This is a genomic window from Xanthomonas sp. NCPPB 1754 (assembly GCF_041475725.2).
In the GTDB taxonomy this organism is placed as follows: Bacteria; Pseudomonadota; Gammaproteobacteria; order Xanthomonadales; family Xanthomonadaceae; genus Xanthomonas; species Xanthomonas euvesicatoria.
Genome location: NZ_CM192982.1, coordinates 1886076 through 1903577, shown reverse-complemented (window position 1 = coordinate 1903577; position 17502 = coordinate 1886076). Strand labels below are relative to the sequence as shown.

16 protein-coding genes are annotated in these 17502 nt (G+C 55.0%); 4 read left to right on the top strand and 12 right to left on the bottom strand.

All coding sequences use genetic code 11. From position 1 onward, the window contains the following. Nucleotides 1–205: 205 nt before the first annotated feature. Together ACCQ15_RS08480 and ACCQ15_RS08475 are read right to left on the bottom strand one after the other, a co-directional pair. Entirely contained in the window at nucleotides 206–1903 is a 1698-nt protein-coding gene (locus ACCQ15_RS08480; protein WP_014089910.1) for a type IV secretory system conjugative DNA transfer family protein, read from the bottom strand. Nucleotides 1904–2063: 160 nt separating this feature from the next. Continuing rightward, entirely contained in the window at nucleotides 2064–2405 is a 342-nt protein-coding gene (locus tag ACCQ15_RS08475) for a helix-turn-helix domain-containing protein (RefSeq protein ID WP_016848995.1), read from the bottom strand. Between the two features lie 239 nt (nucleotides 2406–2644). Here ACCQ15_RS08475 and ACCQ15_RS08470 point away from each other — a divergent pair, with 239 nt between their 5' ends. The 3 genes from ACCQ15_RS08470 (at nucleotide 2645) to ACCQ15_RS08460 (ending at nucleotide 3703) form a co-directional block, all read left to right on the top strand. Continuing rightward, nucleotides 2645–2962, top strand: a complete 318-nt coding sequence (locus ACCQ15_RS08470; protein ID WP_016851037.1) for a hypothetical protein — start codon at nucleotides 2645–2647, stop codon at nucleotides 2960–2962. Nucleotides 2963–3011: 49 nt separating this feature from the next. Then, nucleotides 3012–3404 carry a hypothetical protein gene (locus ACCQ15_RS08465; protein ID WP_016851038.1) on the top strand — a complete coding sequence of 131 codons (393 nt, stop codon included), beginning with the start codon at nucleotides 3012–3014 and terminating at the stop codon, nucleotides 3402–3404. Between the two features lie 89 nt (nucleotides 3405–3493). Beyond that, nucleotides 3494–3703 (top strand): hypothetical protein, encoded by a 210-nt coding sequence (locus ACCQ15_RS08460; protein WP_014089906.1) that lies wholly within the window; start codon nucleotides 3494–3496, stop codon nucleotides 3701–3703. A 117-nt stretch (nucleotides 3704–3820) separates the two neighbouring features. Here the strand turns inward: ACCQ15_RS08460 and ACCQ15_RS08455 are convergent. From ACCQ15_RS08455 to ACCQ15_RS08445, 3 genes are all read right to left on the bottom strand, one after another. Further along, nucleotides 3821–4908, bottom strand: a protein-coding gene (locus ACCQ15_RS08455) for an IS3-like element ISXac2 family transposase (protein WP_089504397.1) whose coding sequence is annotated in 2 segments (ribosomal slippage) — nucleotides 3821–4656 and nucleotides 4656–4908 — 1089 coding nt in all. Because the reading frame shifts where the segments join, the coding sequence is not laid out codon by codon here. Next, on the bottom strand, nucleotides 4905–5609 hold the full coding sequence (locus ACCQ15_RS08450; RefSeq protein ID WP_372381414.1) for a DUF4062 domain-containing protein: 705 nt from the start codon (nucleotides 5607–5609) through the stop codon (nucleotides 4905–4907). The genes ACCQ15_RS08455 and ACCQ15_RS08450 overlap by 4 nt, the downstream gene beginning before the upstream one ends. Before the next feature lie 80 nt (nucleotides 5610–5689). Then, nucleotides 5690–6136, bottom strand: coding sequence for a hypothetical protein (locus ACCQ15_RS08445; RefSeq protein ID WP_016851042.1), 447 nt, complete (start codon nucleotides 6134–6136; stop codon nucleotides 5690–5692). A 733-nt stretch (nucleotides 6137–6869) separates the two neighbouring features. Between ACCQ15_RS08445 and ACCQ15_RS08440 the strand changes: the two genes are divergently transcribed. Beyond that, nucleotides 6870–8039 (top strand): site-specific integrase, encoded by a 1170-nt coding sequence (locus tag ACCQ15_RS08440; protein WP_039417614.1) that lies wholly within the window; start codon nucleotides 6870–6872, stop codon nucleotides 8037–8039. 379 nt (nucleotides 8040–8418) lie between these two features. Here the strand turns inward: ACCQ15_RS08440 and ACCQ15_RS08435 are convergent, their stop codons facing one another. The 7 genes from ACCQ15_RS08435 to ACCQ15_RS08405 form a co-directional block, all read right to left on the bottom strand. Continuing rightward, nucleotides 8419–9624 (bottom strand): hypothetical protein, encoded by a 1206-nt coding sequence (locus ACCQ15_RS08435; protein ID WP_039417612.1) that lies wholly within the window; start codon nucleotides 9622–9624, stop codon nucleotides 8419–8421. A 207-nt stretch (nucleotides 9625–9831) separates the two neighbouring features. Further along, complete coding sequence (locus tag ACCQ15_RS08430; RefSeq protein WP_139370585.1) at nucleotides 9832–10950, bottom strand: hypothetical protein; 1119 nt, start codon at nucleotides 10948–10950, stop codon at nucleotides 9832–9834. A 117-nt stretch (nucleotides 10951–11067) separates the two neighbouring features. After that, nucleotides 11068–13005, bottom strand: a complete 1938-nt coding sequence (locus ACCQ15_RS08425) for an N-6 DNA methylase (protein ID WP_170913650.1) — start codon at nucleotides 13003–13005, stop codon at nucleotides 11068–11070. Between the two features lie 164 nt (nucleotides 13006–13169). Then, nucleotides 13170–14309: a 5-methylcytosine restriction system specificity protein McrC gene (locus tag ACCQ15_RS08420; RefSeq protein ID WP_228884895.1), complete on the bottom strand. Its 1140-nt coding sequence runs from the start codon at nucleotides 14307–14309 to the stop codon at nucleotides 13170–13172. Between the two features lie 155 nt (nucleotides 14310–14464). Next, nucleotides 14465–16249 carry an AAA family ATPase gene (locus ACCQ15_RS08415; RefSeq protein ID WP_139370586.1) on the bottom strand — a complete coding sequence of 595 codons (1785 nt, stop codon included), beginning with the start codon at nucleotides 16247–16249 and terminating at the stop codon, nucleotides 14465–14467. Continuing rightward, on the bottom strand, nucleotides 16246–17202 hold the full coding sequence (locus ACCQ15_RS08410) for a DNA adenine methylase (protein WP_170913651.1): 957 nt from the start codon (nucleotides 17200–17202) through the stop codon (nucleotides 16246–16248). The genes ACCQ15_RS08415 and ACCQ15_RS08410 overlap by 4 nt, the downstream gene beginning before the upstream one ends. Then, nucleotides 17171–17407, bottom strand: coding sequence for a hypothetical protein (locus tag ACCQ15_RS08405; protein WP_078562081.1), 237 nt, complete (start codon nucleotides 17405–17407; stop codon nucleotides 17171–17173). Before ACCQ15_RS08405 ends, ACCQ15_RS08410 begins: the two co-directional genes overlap by 32 nt. Between the last annotated feature and the right edge of the window lie 95 nt (nucleotides 17408–17502).

Below are 17502 nucleotides of genomic sequence, written 5' to 3'. Positions count from 1 at the left end.
ATAAAAGCATCCTGATTGAGGCGTTGCATTGGACGTGGAAGATTGGGCTTGCGCTTAGGCGTTGCCACGGACACGCCTGGTTGCAGTGGCCCCAACTGCTGTACAGTGCGTGCATTGATCAATGCCAGATCACGCAGCAGCTGTTGACTGTGACTGCCATCAGCCTTCAATCGACTTTGAGGCTTATTGGAAGGTGTGCTATCACTCATGCGGGGACCATCTGTAAGGCTTCAATCTTCACTTTCGGCAATAAGCGCTTGGTGAAGTAGGTATCTTCGTAATACTTGATCTTCTCGCAGAGCACCGGACTTGGAATGCCTTCATAGAGAAGGACTTCCTTGTCAAAGCCCATCGCTTTCAACTCCTGCGGCAGCATCAATGCACGGCGCTGCTCGGTCTCGGAGTAGGACACACTGCTTTGCTTGCCACTGCTGTGCGACTTGTTCTTCCTGCGCACTGTGGTGTAGCCGAGCATGTCGGAGTAGTCATTGGCGTCTTGCTGCTCGCGGGGGGCGTAGACGATTTGCAACGCATGGTTGGTGATGATGGTGCGCGAGACATCCTTGCCATATGTTGCGTCCAGCTGCGCCATGCTCTGGATGATGGGCAGTAGGCGGATGTTGTAGCCGGCCATGTAGCTCACCGCGCTTGCAATGATGTCGACCCGGCCGATGGACGTGAATTCGTCCATCAGCAGCAAGCACTGGTGTTTGAGCGCCGGATTGTTTTGCGGCAACTCTTTCGTGTTGAGGTTGATGAGCTGACTAAACAGCAGATTGATCAGCAAGCGGCTTTCCGCCAGCTTGTTCGGCTGGATGCCGATGTAGATGCTCATCTTCTTCTTGCGCACATCGGTCAGCAAGAAATCGTTGCCGCTGGTGGCCGCATCCAGGATCGGATTGATGAACTGGTTGAGCGGCTCTTTGAACGTGCCCATGATCGAGGCGAAGGTCTCTTCGGCTTGCGAGAGCAAATTGTCGAAGGCCATCTTGGCATCGCGACCCAAGAAGTCGCGCTGCGAGAGCTTTTTGAGATAGCCCTTCAAGTCGCTCCCGTCTCCAGACGACACGCGATAGAGCATCCCAAGGGTTGGGAACATCCAGGTGTCTTTCGGGTGCTTGCGCTTGATCTGATCGTCCAAGCTATCGAACAAATAGAGCGTAAACGCCATGAAAGCATTGCGGGCCTGGCTCACCCAGAACTTCTGGGCATCCGACCCATCTGGGTAGAGCATGGCCGCGACACTCATCAGGTCCGAGACGCGAAACGCCGGATCGGGCGAGATGTAGCTCAGGGGGTTCCAGCGGTGAGTGCGCCCGTCTTCGGCAAAGGGGTTGAACAAAAAGACCTCTTGGCCTTGGCTCTTGCGCCAGCCGGAAGTCAGATCGAAGTTTTCTTGCTTGATGTCCAGGACCACCACCGAGCCTTGGTAGTCGAGCAGGTTGGGAATGACGATGCCCACGCCCTTACCGGAACGCGTGGGTGCGGCCAGGATCACAAACTGCTGGCCGGGCAAGCGCACCAACTTGCCGCCATGCTTGCCAACCACGATGCCGGTTGGCGACGGTTTGAGCATGTCCTTCTTGGCCAGATCACTGCCTGAGGCAAAGCGCGCGTCGCCATGCAATGCGGCCGCCTTAGGCTTGAACAGCGGGATCAGCAGCGCGATCCAGGCCACAAGCGGCACGCCGAAGCCGATGGCGCCAGCGAGCTTGATCTTGGTCGCATAGGGGGCGAACTGGGGGAGGTCGAGCGCTTTCACGTAAGACCAGTAGGTGCCGACGCTGAGCGGCCCAGCCAACTTCAACAGCATCAAGATCAACTGACCGGAAAGGTAGACCCCTGCAATGAGGGCTAGGAGCAAGAGCGAGATGGCGACACTGAGCTTGATCTTGCCGGTCATGAAGTGCTGCCTTCCATCGTTGATCCCTGGCTTGTTTGAAAACGACCGTCCGCTCGCAAGATTACAGGATCACACAGCCCGCTTAGATCGGATGCGCATTGGCATCTGTGTAGGAATTGTCTGACGGGAAGCGTGCCAAGACATCAGCGGGACCTTGGCACTATGGGCTAGGCGCACCGCTGCGCTGGGCTTTGAGCTGCAATTCGGCGACGACCTTTCGCTGCTCCTCGACCGAGAGCTTGGCAAGCGCTTGGATGGCGTCTGCGACCTCATCGGTCTCGGCGAAGAAGGCAGCCAGTGGCATGCCGAGGGCGTCGGCCAAGCGCTTGGCGGTGCGTAGATCGCACTCGTTCACGCCCTTCTCGTAGCGATTGATGCGCGTCCTGGCCACCTCAGGAGCCAGTCCAGCGGCAACCCCCAAAGCTTCCTGGGTCAGCTCGGCCTTCTGGCGCGCGTGACGGAGGCGGTTGGCGAAGATGAGACGAGCGTCGTCCAGATCCAAAATGTGACCACAAGCATGCAATGTGATGAATGAGCATGAGGTCTCCGACTTGCCTTGTCTGTTACTTTATCAGTAACATGGTTCCGCCCGCCAATCAACTGCGACTACCAAGCACCAACACCGGTCATTCCTGGGCTGTGTGCGGAGGCGTGCAGCCATTGAGCATGTCGGCCAATCAAGCGTCCCGAACCTGCCGGTCTGGTGGATTTCTAGCACCCTTCCCTTTCCCTCTTTTGGAGATGCACATGTCAAAGCTTTGCTTGGCCCTGGTTGGCCTGATGTCAATCTGTTTGGCCAGCTGCTCTTCCGGTGGCCCCTCGCAGTCTGAGCGGGAGCATGCCTTCCTGCTGTTCGTTCAAGACAACAGCAATGAAGAGGCGCGCATCAAAGATTTCCAGAGCAATCAGTGCAAAAAGGCGGAAGGCGCGCCCAGCTACACCTGTGACGTAACGGCCAAGGTCAGAGCCATGGGTCGCGACTTTGGCAATCAGATGGACGGGGTTTATTCGTTCACCAAGATGGGCGGCACTTGGAAGATCACCGGTCGCGTCCAGTAGCCATCCGTTTGCAATCAACGATGGTCCCATTCTGTTCTCAGGAGTTCACATGACCGTTGGCACGTTTCTCATCTTGCTTGTCCTGGGCACAGCGGTGCTGGTCGCCTTCGTCGTCAATCGTGCTGACCGATTGCGCAACCAGCGGGAGGTCTTTGAGCGGGAGTTTGATCGCTCGTATTTTTGGCGACAAGGAGCTTTGGCGATCTCGATTGAACGGTCGCGGTTGAAGATTCGTGTCGGCAGGGCAGTGAAGATCTACCCGTTGATGGATGTTCGCTCTTGGGAGAAGCACTGGCACAACTCAAGGCGGGAAGGAACGATCACGGTCAGCGTTCGAGATGTGAATCATCCAGTCTGGACGATCAAGTTCGGCAGCGAGCGCGAGATGAACCAGTGGTATGAGATCTTGAATCAGGCGATCAATGAGGGCGAGAAGCTCTGACCGCTCGTTTTTCGAGCAGCTAGGGTCGGCTTGACGAAGATCCGCTTTATGATACGAATCAAGTGAATCAGTCACTTGGATCCTTCGTCATGCCTTCTTCCGTCAGTCAGCAAACCTTACCTTTGGACCACCAAGAGCATCAACTGCGCCAAGCCCATGTTGAAGGCTGGATCGCCCAACAGCATGCGGCTGGCTTTGGTATTGATCAGCACATGGCCGATGCGCTCAACGACTATCTTGAGGGCCGTGTGGATCTCCCTGGGCTGCTGACCGAGCTTCGTCGTCCCTACTTGAACTGAGTCTGCCAACGGATGCCGGCATGATAGGCATCTTCGCCAGCGAAGTCTCATCAGCAGAAGTGTCCATGCCTGGTCCTGGGGTAACCCCCCCACTTCTAGCGGTCGCCAGAAGTGGAGCTAAGCGGCCATCGCCAACTTCATGGCAGGCGTGATGCCGCCGAGCGCCATATTCGGGCGCTCGTGGTTGTACGTCCATAGCCAGCGGGTGGCTTTGTCCTGCACCTGGTCGATGGTGTCGAACAGGGTGCGGGCGAGCCAGGCGTAGCGGATGGTGCGGTTGTAGCGTTCAACGTAGGCGTTCTGCTGTGGCTTGCCCGGCTGGATGTGCTCGACCCGGATGCCAAGCCGCTGTGCCCAGGACAGCAACGCGCCACTGATGTATTCAGGGCCGTTGTCGCAGCGGATCACGGCGGGCTTGCCGCGCCACTCGATGATCTGCTCCAGCGATCGGATCACCCGGGCTGACGGCAGCGACAGATCCACCTCGATCCCCAGCCCCTCGCGATTGAAGTCGTCGAGCACATTGAACAGCCGGAAGCTGCGGCCGTCGGCCAACTGGTCGTGCATGAAGTCCATCGACCAGACCTGGTTGATGGCCTCCGGCACCGCCAGAGGCTCGGGCCGCTCACGCACCAGCCGCTTCTTCGGCTTGATCCGCAGGTTCAACTCCAGCTCGCGGTAGATCCGGTAGACCCGCTTGTGATTCCAGCCAAAGCCCTTCACGTTGCGCAGGTACAGGTAGCACAGGCCAAAGCCCCAGTCGCGATGGGCGGTCGTCAGGCGGACCAGCCAGTCGGCGATCCGGGCGTTCTGCTCGCTGGCCTTGGCCTGGTAGCGGAAGCAGGTCTGGCTCACCGCGAAGGTCTGGCAGGCGTGGCGGATGTTCGTGCGCCCGCTCGTGACTGCCGATTGGGCCATCTCGCGTCGCTGAGATGGCCTCACCATTTTTTTGCGAGCGCTTCCTTCAGCAGGTCGGTACTGAGCTGCGCCTCGGCGTACATCTTCTTGAGCCGGCGGTTCTCCTCCTCCAACTCCTTCATGCGTGCGACCATGGACACGTCCATGCCGCCGAACTTGCTACGCCACTTGTAGAACGTGGCCGAGCTGATGCCGTGCTCGCGGCACAGCTCCGGCACGGGCGCACCGGCCTGGGCCTGCTTGAGCACGGCGATGATCTGGCTGTCGGTAAAGCGGGACTTCTTCATGGAACCTCCTCGGGAAAGGGTACGAGAAAATTCCACTTCTGGCGTCTGCTAATGGGCGGGGGGATTACCGGTTTTCCGAAGAGCGCATGCTGTTGCATGGCCTCCAGAAGGGGCTGGGATTCCATCTCGGCGGGGCGAAGCACTGTTGTGTCCGGTCCAGCTGCAACAGCAAGCTGCAAGACCGTGCCACTTTGCTGATAGCCACGCTCGATCCGTGGGAAGAGCGTCAGTGCACAATCGCTCAATCCTGTGGGATCGAGGGGCGCCACGGCCTGCGTCAGCTGGAACCGATGGATGGCGCGAGTTGCCTTTTGCCCCAGGTCATCCGCTGAGACAAAGCCATCCCAGAGCTGACCACCTTGCCACTTGCCAACCTCCTTAATCAGTTCGGCTTGATCCAGTTCCGCTTCCACGCCGGACTGCACGAACATCAGAAGTGGCTTGCGGCTCCGGGCCTCACGCACCTCTTCGTGCGTTGCTGAAACGCCTCCTGCCTGCTTGGTCCCGTAGCGCGGTCCAAGAACGAGAATGACAAGATCCGCATCGCGCACGCCACTTAGACATGCGACTTGGGGAGAGCTGGCTCGGGCGCCGAAATCCTCCGCCATGATGGCTTGATGACCGAGAAGCTCGATGGCGTGCTTGACTGCCGCCCGTTCCGCCTCCATTCCGGTGATAAGCGAACTAATGAAGATTTTCATGTATCACCCATGTTGAACGGTGGGATGACGCTAACCTTTTCGTGGCGAAAGTCAGGTGACCATCATTCCTTCAAGCAGGGCTATGGACTCTTCCGCTGCCGGCGGAGTTCAAGTCGCTTTTCAGCTCGGGCGATGCGCTCCTGTTGACGCTTGATGTAGGCATCGCCCTTTCGCACGCGGACCATCATGCCTGCCGGGAACACAACGCAAAAATAGATTACCAGACCAACGCACCACAGTCCTGGCGTGAGTAGCTTCATGCCACCGTCCATGAAGGCCAGCGGCAGCAGCATCAGCCCAATAGCCAATGCGCCGAAACAGTAAATGCCCTGAAGCAATAGGAAATGCGTGATGTGGACAGGGTCAGCCCTGAGCAACTCAACCTTTCTCAGTTCAGCTCGGTTTATCATCAAGCCAATTTTTTCATCCCAAAAGCTAAGCTTATCGAACGCCCACTTCGCAACAATGAGAACAACGGCTGCAACCAGACTACCGACCACGTCAGACACATCGAAAGGCATACCCATTTGCCAAGCTCCATTGGTAAGTCATCAAGAGAACCAACGCATAGCCTTGCAGATCCCGAAGCCCCTAAGCTCCGGTCTCCAGGCCCTATCTCAGACTACTTATGTCTCAAAAGCTGAGACTAACTTTTAGGATTTTGCCAAGTCCAAAAAGCAGTGAAATCGGATTGCCTAACTGCCTTCTTAAGAAATATTAGATTAGACAAGGCCACCTCATTTATATTGCGTTCATTTTATTTGCGTGAGATATCTCTCGCTTTCCGCCCTTTTGTTACGTTTAAACACTACACGCGCATTGATGGTTTCAAGCTCATTTATACAGCCACAATCATTGACGCATATAGTTTCTCGATAAAATCCCTTATCGAATTCAAACTGAAAATTGAGGTGTTTGAACAGCAATCATCGAGACCACCTTAGGCAATCATCGGCACGAAATTTCTGTCCTATTTTTTCATTGACAGAAAATTCCCTCCCCTTATCAAACGTCTACCTTCTCAAAATTGGATCGTAGATGCACTTCAAACACTCTCAACTTCATCATTATTTGCAACACCCAAAAGGCCAGTTATTTATCCGAAGCATTCGCATCGGCAAAGTCGAATTCAATGACATGGTCGTTCAAGACCGAGCCGGCGCGCTTCACCTTCAAGATCTGGTCCAAGCGACTTACGAGCACCATGAGAAGCTCCGCCGGCTTCGCCGATCCGGAACTCGCTATCCCGAACCTCTGCCCCTGGCCACACCAGCGCGGTTGCTCTCCGAGGAGGTCGATGACTTTCTGAAAGACAAGGAACGGCAGAACCTTCGCACCGCCACAATTGATGCTTATCGTCGCACGCTTGCCATCTTGCAACGTGTGAGTGGCAACACCTCCGTTGCTCGCATCGAGCACACGCATATCTACCAGATGTGGGATCTGCTGCGTTGGGCGCCCGAAGACTTCATGACCAACCCCAAGCACCAGGGATTGAGCGTCGAAGCCTTGATCGCCAAGGGCCAACGTCAAGGACGCCCACAGCCGGCCAACGCAACACTCGAACTCCATCGGCGATTCCTCGCGTCCTTCTTCAACACCTTGGTCAAGGCGCGTGCCATCCCGCATTCGCCCTTGGATGCGTTCAAGCCTGCTAGGGAAGAGCTACTGGTTGATCAGGATGAGCCCGAGCGGCTGCTCTCACCAGAGGAAATCCAGAAGATCTTCAACCCCGAGACCTTCCTGCCCTGGGCCAAGAAGTATCCGCACCGTTGGTGGTGTCCGCTCATTGCGCTTTACACAGGCGCAAGGATCAACGAGATCGCGCAGCTCAAAGCCAACGACGTCGTCCAAGATCAAGGCGTGTGGTGCTTCTCGATCCAGAAGACGGTGGACGAGGACCTGGCGCAAAGCGCTGGCAAGCGCAGCCGGCAAAGCCTGAAAGGCAAGAGCGCGATCCGGAAGGTCCCCATTCACCCAAGCCTCATCCAGGCCGGCTTTCTCGACTTCCTGGCCGACATCAAGGCAAGTGGCCACAAGCGCCTCTTCCCTAACCTGTCGGCTGGCACTTGCCGCAAGACCGGTGAGCCTAACGGGCGCTACAGCCAGGGCTTCGTCAACCAATTTGCGGCCTACTTGAAGGGCTTAGGCTTTGGCAAAGGCATTGGATCGCATGCGTTCCGGCACACCCTTGCCACAGAGTTGGATGCAAAGGGCGTGCGCGTGGAGCACATTGCGCTGATCACGGGTCACGCGCTCAACAAGAAGGCTCCCGTTCTGCAGGACAACTATGTCCACAAATCGGTTGGGAACACTCGGAAGATCCAAGTCGAAGCGCTTGGCCACTATCAGCCGTCCGTGACGCTGCCGAGCTACGTGCGCGGGCAATTTAAGGAGCGGCTGAGGAAGGAGGCGAGAATGTATCCCTAAGACGAGCCATGTTTGCTACCAACGCCATGCCGCACAGATGCGGCATGGCTTGAGAACTTGTTCAGTGTAGGGGGTGCGTCACCGCATCATCAGGGTTTCCACGATCAATTCCCAAATCGGGCTAAATCCTAAGAGGAAGCGTGCCGGCTCAGCCTTCTGGCCAAATGCCTACGGGCACTCTGGACTCGTTGACATGTTGAAGACCTATGATCTACTCAAGCCCCATCGAGAGGAAGGTGGCCATTGGACCGTGAGTATGGCTGCTGCGTCTGATGCCGAGTAGATAGAGCAAAGTCAGGGGTGGCCGTTCAGCACCCGAGATAACGGCGCATGAGGTTCAAGATGCAAGCAACATTTGGGGATCACAAGATGCCGGCCGCTAGCCGTGGAAATTTATTATTGGAAGGTCTCGTAAATGCTTGATGCTTTCAACCATCTCTTCTGAGAATTGAAAAAATTTGTCAGGGTTGTGAACTCGATAGCACAACTCATAGAACATGCCATAAGAAATCACGTAGCAGGGGATACCGCGCTCCACCATCAAGGCATTCAGCACCTTCGCGTATTCCTCGCTCTCCCGCTCGAAGACTTCTTTGATGATCGTGATCGCAAAAAGCTCTCTCTGACCGATATCGATTGAATGCTCTTCGCCGTTGAGGATGTAGCGCAGCGTTCCTTTTCCCGCTTTGATGTAGCTATGCGCACCGCGAACCTGCCCCACTGCCTTCTTGAAAGCAGTCATCGCGTTCGTCTGCTTGCGACTGAGCTTCTGCTTTACGATGCGCTCGATGTTCGGACTGTCCTTAGCTTGGATGATGAGCAATCGATCGTCTGTGACGACCAAGACGTCACAAATTTCCTCTCTGTCAGTCGTTCGGAGGGGGCTATGATAGATCTGGCTTTGGGGAAAGCACATCGCCAGGCACTTGATGATGTCTTCCTCTTGGAAGTTGCCCGGCTCTTCCCGTTCCAACATCGAAATGCTGTAACCCTTTCCTCCATGGTGTTGATGGAGCGGATATCGCGAGTCCTGGATTGCTAGGCTCTCCCCAAAAGGGTTGTGCACCAACCTGACCGTTAGCGCTTCTTCGTCGTCCTGAGAGGTTCGCAGGCCGAACCAGTGAGCGACTCCATGCAGCATGTTCTGAGCCTGGATAAAATCGGACTCGAGCAGCCTCAACCCGTCCAGGCGAGCCCTGGTGACTTTTGGAAGATCAAGCTCAGCCTCATAGACTAGGAACTCTCTTCCATGCTCATCAAAAAAATGAACATTGACCAATGGACTCGTCAGTGTCGCCAACAGATGACGACTCTCAACGTCATCGACCAAAGGCGTGCGGATGATCAAAGGCTCGTCTTCGTCATCATAAAACGCGAAGACCAGCGCTAGCGTATCTGTTCCGCCAAGGTCAGCGGGACATACATAGACCTTGATGAAACCACTGATCTTGGCCGCGAGAAGAAACTCTTTCGTAGCCTTGACGATGAGGTAGGGATTACCACCGTCAGGATCAAGCGCAGCCATGATGCCGATTGGGTAGCTCAGAATCTGCTGGTATAGCTCAGGATGGAGGATTGTTAGCATCGGGCGAGCTTAGCGTCCTGCCGTTTGTCCGTGAAGTGGGAGTCATCATTCGACCACTCTGTGCACGGCTTGATCGCTAGCCGGGGTCAGCACGCCCAGAACATACTTTCGGAGCCGCTGGGGTATCGAGGTAAACCCAGGTAACTTAGACGCGCTGCTATGTTGTTCGAATTCAACGGGAGGACTTACCATTGATCACTGTCCGCATCAGTTGCCCTGAAACCACTTCTCTTTTGGCGCAGGTGGCTCTGTGGAGGGGAATCTCGGCAACTTCGGCGTTCCGCCGAGGGCCACTTCTGCCGCGTTGAACAACCGCGCCTGACATGCCTGTTCAATGTTCCTCCACGCTCGATCGAATAGCTCTGCGCTTTCCCGTTCTGCAACGATGCGGCAACTGATAGCAAGAATTTTGGCTTGACGCTTCCAATTGGCTGTTTTTCGCATCACTAGAATTTGTGTCAAGTTGAAACCTTGATCTTGGTAAACGCTCACCATACCCGAATCCACGCACTCGGAGAGTTGGGACAAGTAGCGTTGCCTGGTTCGAAGCCACGACTCCTTCCAAGCGTGGCGATCCACATTGGGGCACATCAAGCCATCCTTGTGCGTCAAGACGCCCTGACGGAATTCTTCTACCACTTGCTTGCTGATGTCTTGCGGGGCCGGGAGCCCGAAGTAGCTTTGATCCGCAATCTCCTTGTCAATAACTCCAAGGACGACTTGTGCAGGTTGAAGCGGGACTTTATTCACCCACTTATCTAACGCTTCATCGCCACCCGAAAACGGCAGGATATCGCGATCATCCAGCACACCCCTGGCCCAATAAAGCAAGGAACCCTTCAAGAGCGTTTTATGACCGTCCAGCAGCTGTTCGCGCTGATCGGCATTTTGGCCATTGAGGGTCGCCAGTTGTTGATCGAGCACACGACTAGATTGCCTAAGCTTTCCGACCTCCTGACTGAGACTACTTTGCTGCATTTGCAGGTCGGAATTTTGCTGCTGCAATGCTTCTCTGCGCACCTGAAGTTCGGAAAGACTCGCCTGCATCGCCTTTGCCTTGGCAAACGCTAGAGCATTCTGCTTTTCAAGCCTTTCTTTTTCCATTTGAAGCTTGGCGCTCTGCTCCTCCAAAAGATCCTTCTGATAGACCGGACGCACGGTGTAGAAATAACCAAAGCCGAGAAGGAGCAGCGTCAGAAGCTGGGACCAATTGGCAGCACGGCCACCCCAGCGGTCAAGCCAACTGGTGTGTTGTTCTTTAGGTTCACTCAATCTTCGCTGCGCCAGCAAACGCCGGTAATGCTCAACTCTTGATCGATCATCCATGCCACATCCCTTTGATGATTTGATGAGTTCTCAGGACTCGAAAGCTTCGCTCAGTTGCATGCCCTGCTGTGCCCGTTGAATTGAAGCTCTCAATAGCACCAATGACGTCCATTTCACTCAGAGCAACGCTTTGAACATAGCAGCTTCAATTACATCCAGAGCACGCGCGTCAGAATTGAAATGTCTCCAAAGTCCCCGGCGATCATTAACATTGCGATCGTAAATAACTTTGAGAAGTGTGACGTCGAGGCCAAGACCGGCTGCCACCGCTACTTCGATACTGGAAGCAGCCTCAATATAGTCCATCGGGCGTAGCTTTTTGGCAGTTGCGTGCCAGGGGGGAGAGCGTAATTCCTGAGAAGACAGGCCTGCGCGAGGGCTGTGGACACAAATGCTCCATGCAGCGGCAGCAATTAGTTCAAGCTCACTTGCTGAAACGCGGGGCCAGACGAGACCCTCCAAGATGAACTTGTTGAGATGCAGCCCGCTGATCATGCGGCGAGTAATCCAATCAAACACCATCGAATTCAATACGCCCAGACCAGCATATGCGCTCAGCGTGTCTGAGAATTCAAGCACGGGTGCCGTGTTACCGCATTGCCAGCCTTCTGGCACTAAGCTGGCAATCATGGTTCGTGTGTTAGTCGAAGCAGTGACATCGCAGAACGCGACGCGCGGCGGGACATTCATTTCCGCAGGCATCACATACTGTGGTGTGCACTGCGCAAGTAGTCTATCATCATTGTCTTCCCACACCGCAGTGCGACCAGAGCCGGATACCCAGCTTTTCTGGGCACAATCGTATGCGCCCACTAGACGGCCCTCCATCAAAGGAGCCAGCACAACTCCTTTTTTATTGCGGAATGTTCCATCCTTAAGTCTGGTCAGTCGCTCTTTGCTCACATGCTGAAAGCGGTCTCTTCCGAGACTTAAATCAACTTCGCGGCGATAGCGCACCCGACCAAGAGGACCAGGCTCAAACAGAGGAGTGCCTGAACTCAGAGCAGTTCGAAGCACATCTAGCTCACGCTTATGCGACAGCTCTGGAATGACGTGATGTTTGCCGCCAATCAACGCGATATCGCTACGTCGGAGCGGGATATGAGGCGCCTCAACCTCCTTGGGCTCGGTCGCGAAACTGCGCACCGACAACCGTTTGGTGCCTGCATTGGAGCGCGTCGCTGCCAAAAGACCAAACTTGTAGCGCCCGTCGATTGGGAAATAGCCCGCACGGTTCTCGTAGCCAGTCCATCGGGCTATTTCGAATTGTTGGAAATAGCGCTCTCGCAGTTCCGCCATGCCCGCATCAGACGCAAAGGCTGCCGGCAAAACCGCACCCAGTCGGCCGCCCTCAACAAGAAGATGAGGAACAAGCTCAACAAAACCCTTGAAGAGGTTGCGGTCCCCTTTACCCTGGGCGCTATAAAGTGGCGGCAGTCCAGGCGCTCCTTCTCCACAGACCGACATGCGCGCAATTGTCCTCGCTCGCTCCTCGTCGCCGCCCAAGCCAACGCTATGACGCAGTGATTCCCACGGGGGATTCATGAGAACTACATCATACAGCTCTTGCCCGGACCACCAATCACGCGTGAGCGCGTTATCCAAGCGAATATTTTCACTGACTTGTTGAAGGTTCACACCGGCATCGGCGCCAGCTAGCCACAGCAAGAGACAACAAAGCTCTCTTGCACGCGGATCAAGCTCGACACCATGCAACGAGAGGATAAAACGTTTGAGGTGGGACTTACTCCGCAGCCGGCCCCGCTGTTCGATTGCGGCGAGTAGCAAATTGCCCGCACCGACACTCGGATCAACTATCCGATGGATGCGATCCTCTGCCAAAGGCTCCAACGTGATCCGCGCTAACGCTGCGGCAAATGCGTCATGCGTGGCATACGCACCTAGGCTCTTCTGTGTGCTGGTTGCTCTCTGATAAGAAGCCGCCCAGGAGTGCATCCCTTCCAGCGCTTTACCCAAGAAAGAAGCGCTCAGTGCAAGTTCCGCAACACGTTGCCAGTCGTGACTGCTGCCATCGAATTCAGGCAGAGGCGACAACGCTAAATCGACGATCGCCGATCGCGCAGCCGAGCCACTCCAACGCTTTGCCCCTTCTCGCGCGCCATGGCGAGATGCAGCAGCAATCAGAAGGTTAGTCGCCCGAAGCGGCTCCTCTGGGCAAACGACATCAGCAGCCCGATACACAGCGTCCCAAGCTACTGTCATGGCGATGAGGCAACCAAAGCGTCACTCGCGCTGTCCAGTGCTGTATCAACTCCATCAAGAAATGCAAGCAGCTCAATTGCCTGCGACTCAACTTGAATGGGAGAGCGATACTTGAACAGATCTAACCCAACAGCCACGAGTTTCCTGGGAGTGTCACCGAACCCACAAGTATCCCACACCTGATGAGGAAAGGCTGCTGGGTAGATCAGAACAGAGAGCGGCGCTTGACAAGCCGCAGCGGTGCTGAGCGCTTGATAGATGTGCCCTCGCTCAGGAACTCGCTGATCAAACGCGACATACTTCGCCTCGAAAGCAGCTAATACCCGTCCCTCCTCCAGGAGAAGCGCGTCAGCACTAGGATTGAAAGCTCGGCCCATGCCCACGGGAGAAAGCAGCTGCACCTTGCTTTGCATTTGATAAGTAAGTGCTCTTCCTTGGCGAGCAGCAACTACGACTAGCGATCGGAGTGTTCTTTCCAGAAGGGTCTCCAAGAGAGGCCAACCCTCAACCGCCAATCCAAAGCCTGCGTGATGACCCGAAGCTCCTAACAATGAAGTCTTATTCAGGATTGCATTGGCAAGTGACCACGCAGGCTTATAAGCACTCCACTGCTCCGGGAGGGAACCCGCCCGTGCCTTGCTACTTGTGCCATTTGGGCCACTGCCTGGCGCTAGATCTCGAACCAATCGACGCAAACCGTTGCTAACGCGTGATTGGGTAGACGCAGCAGCGAGAGCCCTCGCAACGAAAACCAAGTTCTGCGTAAAGATATTGTCCGATACAAGAAGTGTCCGCGAAACGGGAAAGATATGAGGACGCCACAGCGCCGTTCGCGCCCAACGACTTACATCCAGTGTCCCTTGTAGGTGAGGAAGTTCGGACCTCCGACGCTCCATGATGGCAATTGGCCCTTCCTGTCGAAAAGCCCGCTCCAACCGATTGAGGTAGATGTCCGCCAAAACATCGAGCAAGGTGGCATGTGTCCGACTTGTCCCAGCCCTGCGCTCGCCCGCGATATGGATACCCTCGTCTCCCGTTAGGAGAGACACAACGGCCGTTGCCCAATCTTCGTTGCTGCTGACCTTAGGCGAAACTTGGATTGTCAAACCACGCCCAAGATCAATGGTTCCCAGCACATTTTGCAGACGCAACAATCCACCGTGCTCATATAGCAGCTTGAAACTAGGCCTTAGTTGAAGTCGAAGCAGTTCAGCTGCCGCCCTCAATCGCTCTGCATCTGCATTGGATAGCGCAAAATCTACCCCTTCGGTGACCTCGATAGTCCTCACTATCAGTCACGAGCAACAGCGAGAAGAACACGAAGCTGCTTCGTCGGATCGAACGCGCTGACTTCTCGTAAAACTAGCCTCTTAGGAGCGATGCTAGCAAGTGCAGACGGTGCGGAACGCCAGTAGCCTAATGCATCCTCGGGAGCCTCTCGATCACTGGAAACTCCGGTTGAATCTTTGATTCCCAGAACTACTGCTAGAACATCATCTTGGTCAAGGAACGTGGTGCGTAAAGTCGGAACGATTTTCGTATCCATTGCAATGGATAGTAGGCGCAAACGCGCAGCAGTGTCGCCTACACCTACATTCCAAACGAGGGCATGTCCAAGTAAGAAATCCTCGCCTAAGCAGAACTCGATGCGCTCATTAACGGTTCGAAGAACTCGAACAGCAAGCAACGCGACATCATCCGGCGTCCAATCGTCAGCGCTCTGGCTTGAAGGAAGATCCCTGTCAGCGTTCCCGGCATTTTCAAGCAGCCGCCTCACCAACAGATCATAGTCCGGGCCCACTCGAATAACGCTAAAACGGCGGCGCATTGCGGCATCAAGCGGCGCAACTGAGCGATCGGTGCTGTTCATTGCCGCTACAATGTGGAGCCCTGCCGGAAGCCTCAATTCGGAATCGAATTGCTCCTCTTCTGCCTCGTCCCGCCTGTAAATCGGGGCAACCAACATCTCTTGGTTGGGATAAGGACGCGAGATGTATGAGCCAGCCTTCCCCACGCCAGAGCGTTTATCGCCGTCCAAAAGTCCAAGCGTATCGCCAAAAATCGCAGCAGCCGAGCCACGATTGAACTCATCTAAAATCAAGAGCGCCTTTCGTCCAGGATCAGCGGAAGCCCAGTGACCTAAGGACAGCAGGGGCCCAGCCTTCGCTTCAAGCTTGATTGCGCCCTTACTGGTCGAGCTAGGGAAGAGCCCGGCTACGAACTGCTCGTAGCTATACGCAGGATGAAAAACCAGTGCCTCGCTTCGCGAATCCGAGGCACCCTCTTGCTGCACCTCAGAGCCATCAGTCCAGTTGCCAGGCCAAGAATCAGGGTCGAATTGCGGAGCCTTCTGAATTGATCGATAGTTTTCACGCAAATCTTCCAAAGCGACGCTTTTACCCGTTCCAGGCGGCCCAACGAGGAGCACGTTCGGTTCACGCTCCAAAGCCTCTAGCACCGCTTTGACGACCCCCGGAGCGCGAGGCTCACGCTTCTTGGGCTCTTCCCATCCCATCGCGCCAAGCCCAACACTTTGGGGCAGCGTCTTGATTGCAGCCAGGACCTCCGAAGGAAGTTGGTCCAATGCTCGATCCGAGAAATTTTCAGGTGGGTTTTCAAAGTAAACCCGCGTATGAAGCCTCGCACCTTCATCCGCAAGTTTTACAGCAATCAGCCAAGGCTTTGTATTTTGGCGACTGATCGCATCAAACACCGCATTTGCATCGGCCTCTGATTGCAAATCCGCAGCTCCTTCCAGGCTGATTTCCGGACGCGAGCCGACTTGACCGACACGCCAAGGAGAAGGTGGTTGGTTCGTCTCCCATCCCAAGTGGAGACGGTCGGCAGAAAATAGAAGGTAGCCATCTATTTGACCGCCATCGGGCCAAGCATAAGATAGATTGATTCTATCTCCCTCGAATCCCAGCGCGCCGGCAATTATCGAAGCCGCCTTTGCATTAATCTGAAAGTAGTCTTTGCTGTAACTATTGCCGCTCCTCAAGCGACCATAGAGCGCCTTGAAATTGGACAAGGTGTATCGCGCAAAGATCACGGCACGAACGCGCTGCTGGCTCATCGATTCGGCCCTCCTACAACAATGACTTCTGGCGAATCCTTAGGCTGAATATGCCTCTTGGCCTGAGCCGAAACCGAGCGACGCGTGGTGAATGAATAAACCTTGGCATGCGAGAAAATCTTGCGAATGTGCTCATTGTCTCTATTTGAGACAATCCAATGCACACCCCGCCTGGTTAGGCCCTCACATAAAAAGGCCAACTCTTCTAAATCGGCGGTTCGGAAGCGCTTCCCGTTGTAGCCTGCGAATTTACTGGTATCAGAAATGGGCAGATATGGAGGATCTAAATACACGAAATCACCCGGCTGTGCACGATTTACTGATTGACGGAAATCCTGCTCGACGATTTCCGTGTCTTTCAAAGTATCCGCTACCGCCTTCAAAGACAAAAAATCAATACCCCTGAAAGCACGTGCTCCCCAAGGCACGTTAAAGACGCCCCAACGATTTTCACGCCAAAGCCCATTCCATGAAGTCTGGTTCAGGTAAAAGAATCGTGCCGCTCGTTCAAGCGATCGAGTTGGCTCCTCGGCACGAATGGCATAATATTCATCCTCTCCTTGCCTATCCAGATAGGGCTGGAGACGGTTGAAAAGAGCGCGCGGTTTCGTTTGCACGACTTGCCACACATTGATAAGTTCGCTATTGAGATCGGACAAATAGCATCGATGCGCCCGCGCTCGAACTGCAAAAAACATTGCACCGGAACCCAAGAATGGCTCATGGAAATTTCTAAAACTTGTTGGGACGTGGGGGAGAATTGCGCTCAATAGCCGGGTCTTACCACCCGCCCAGCGCAGGAAAGGCTTTTGCGGTGGGCTGCTGTTAACAGCAACTGCCAGTTCTGCGTCTTCAATAGTAGGAAGCCCAGCCTCCTCATCTTGAAGAGAAAAAGAGCGGGAAATAGCTTCATTCATTTTTTTAACCGCGATGAGCGCGACTTGCGTCGGCATTGGTTGATTTCTCGGTGATCGTCCGGGTTTTGCGGTCGGATGCCAGCGAGGTATCAACCTGATGACCCGCATCAAAATAGCCTTCGATAAGGACCTCCAACATGTTGGAAAGTGTCCTATGTTCCCGATCGGCAGCCTCCCGGAGAAGCCCCTTGACTCTGGCGCTCATCCGCAGGTTCACGACCTCTGTTTTGCGCTCGGACATGTGGCCACCGTTGTCTTTACAATGTGTAGACAATACAGCCGCGATTCCGCTAAGGCAATGCGCGCAGGACGGCCTGACACGCATCGTGGAGGCAG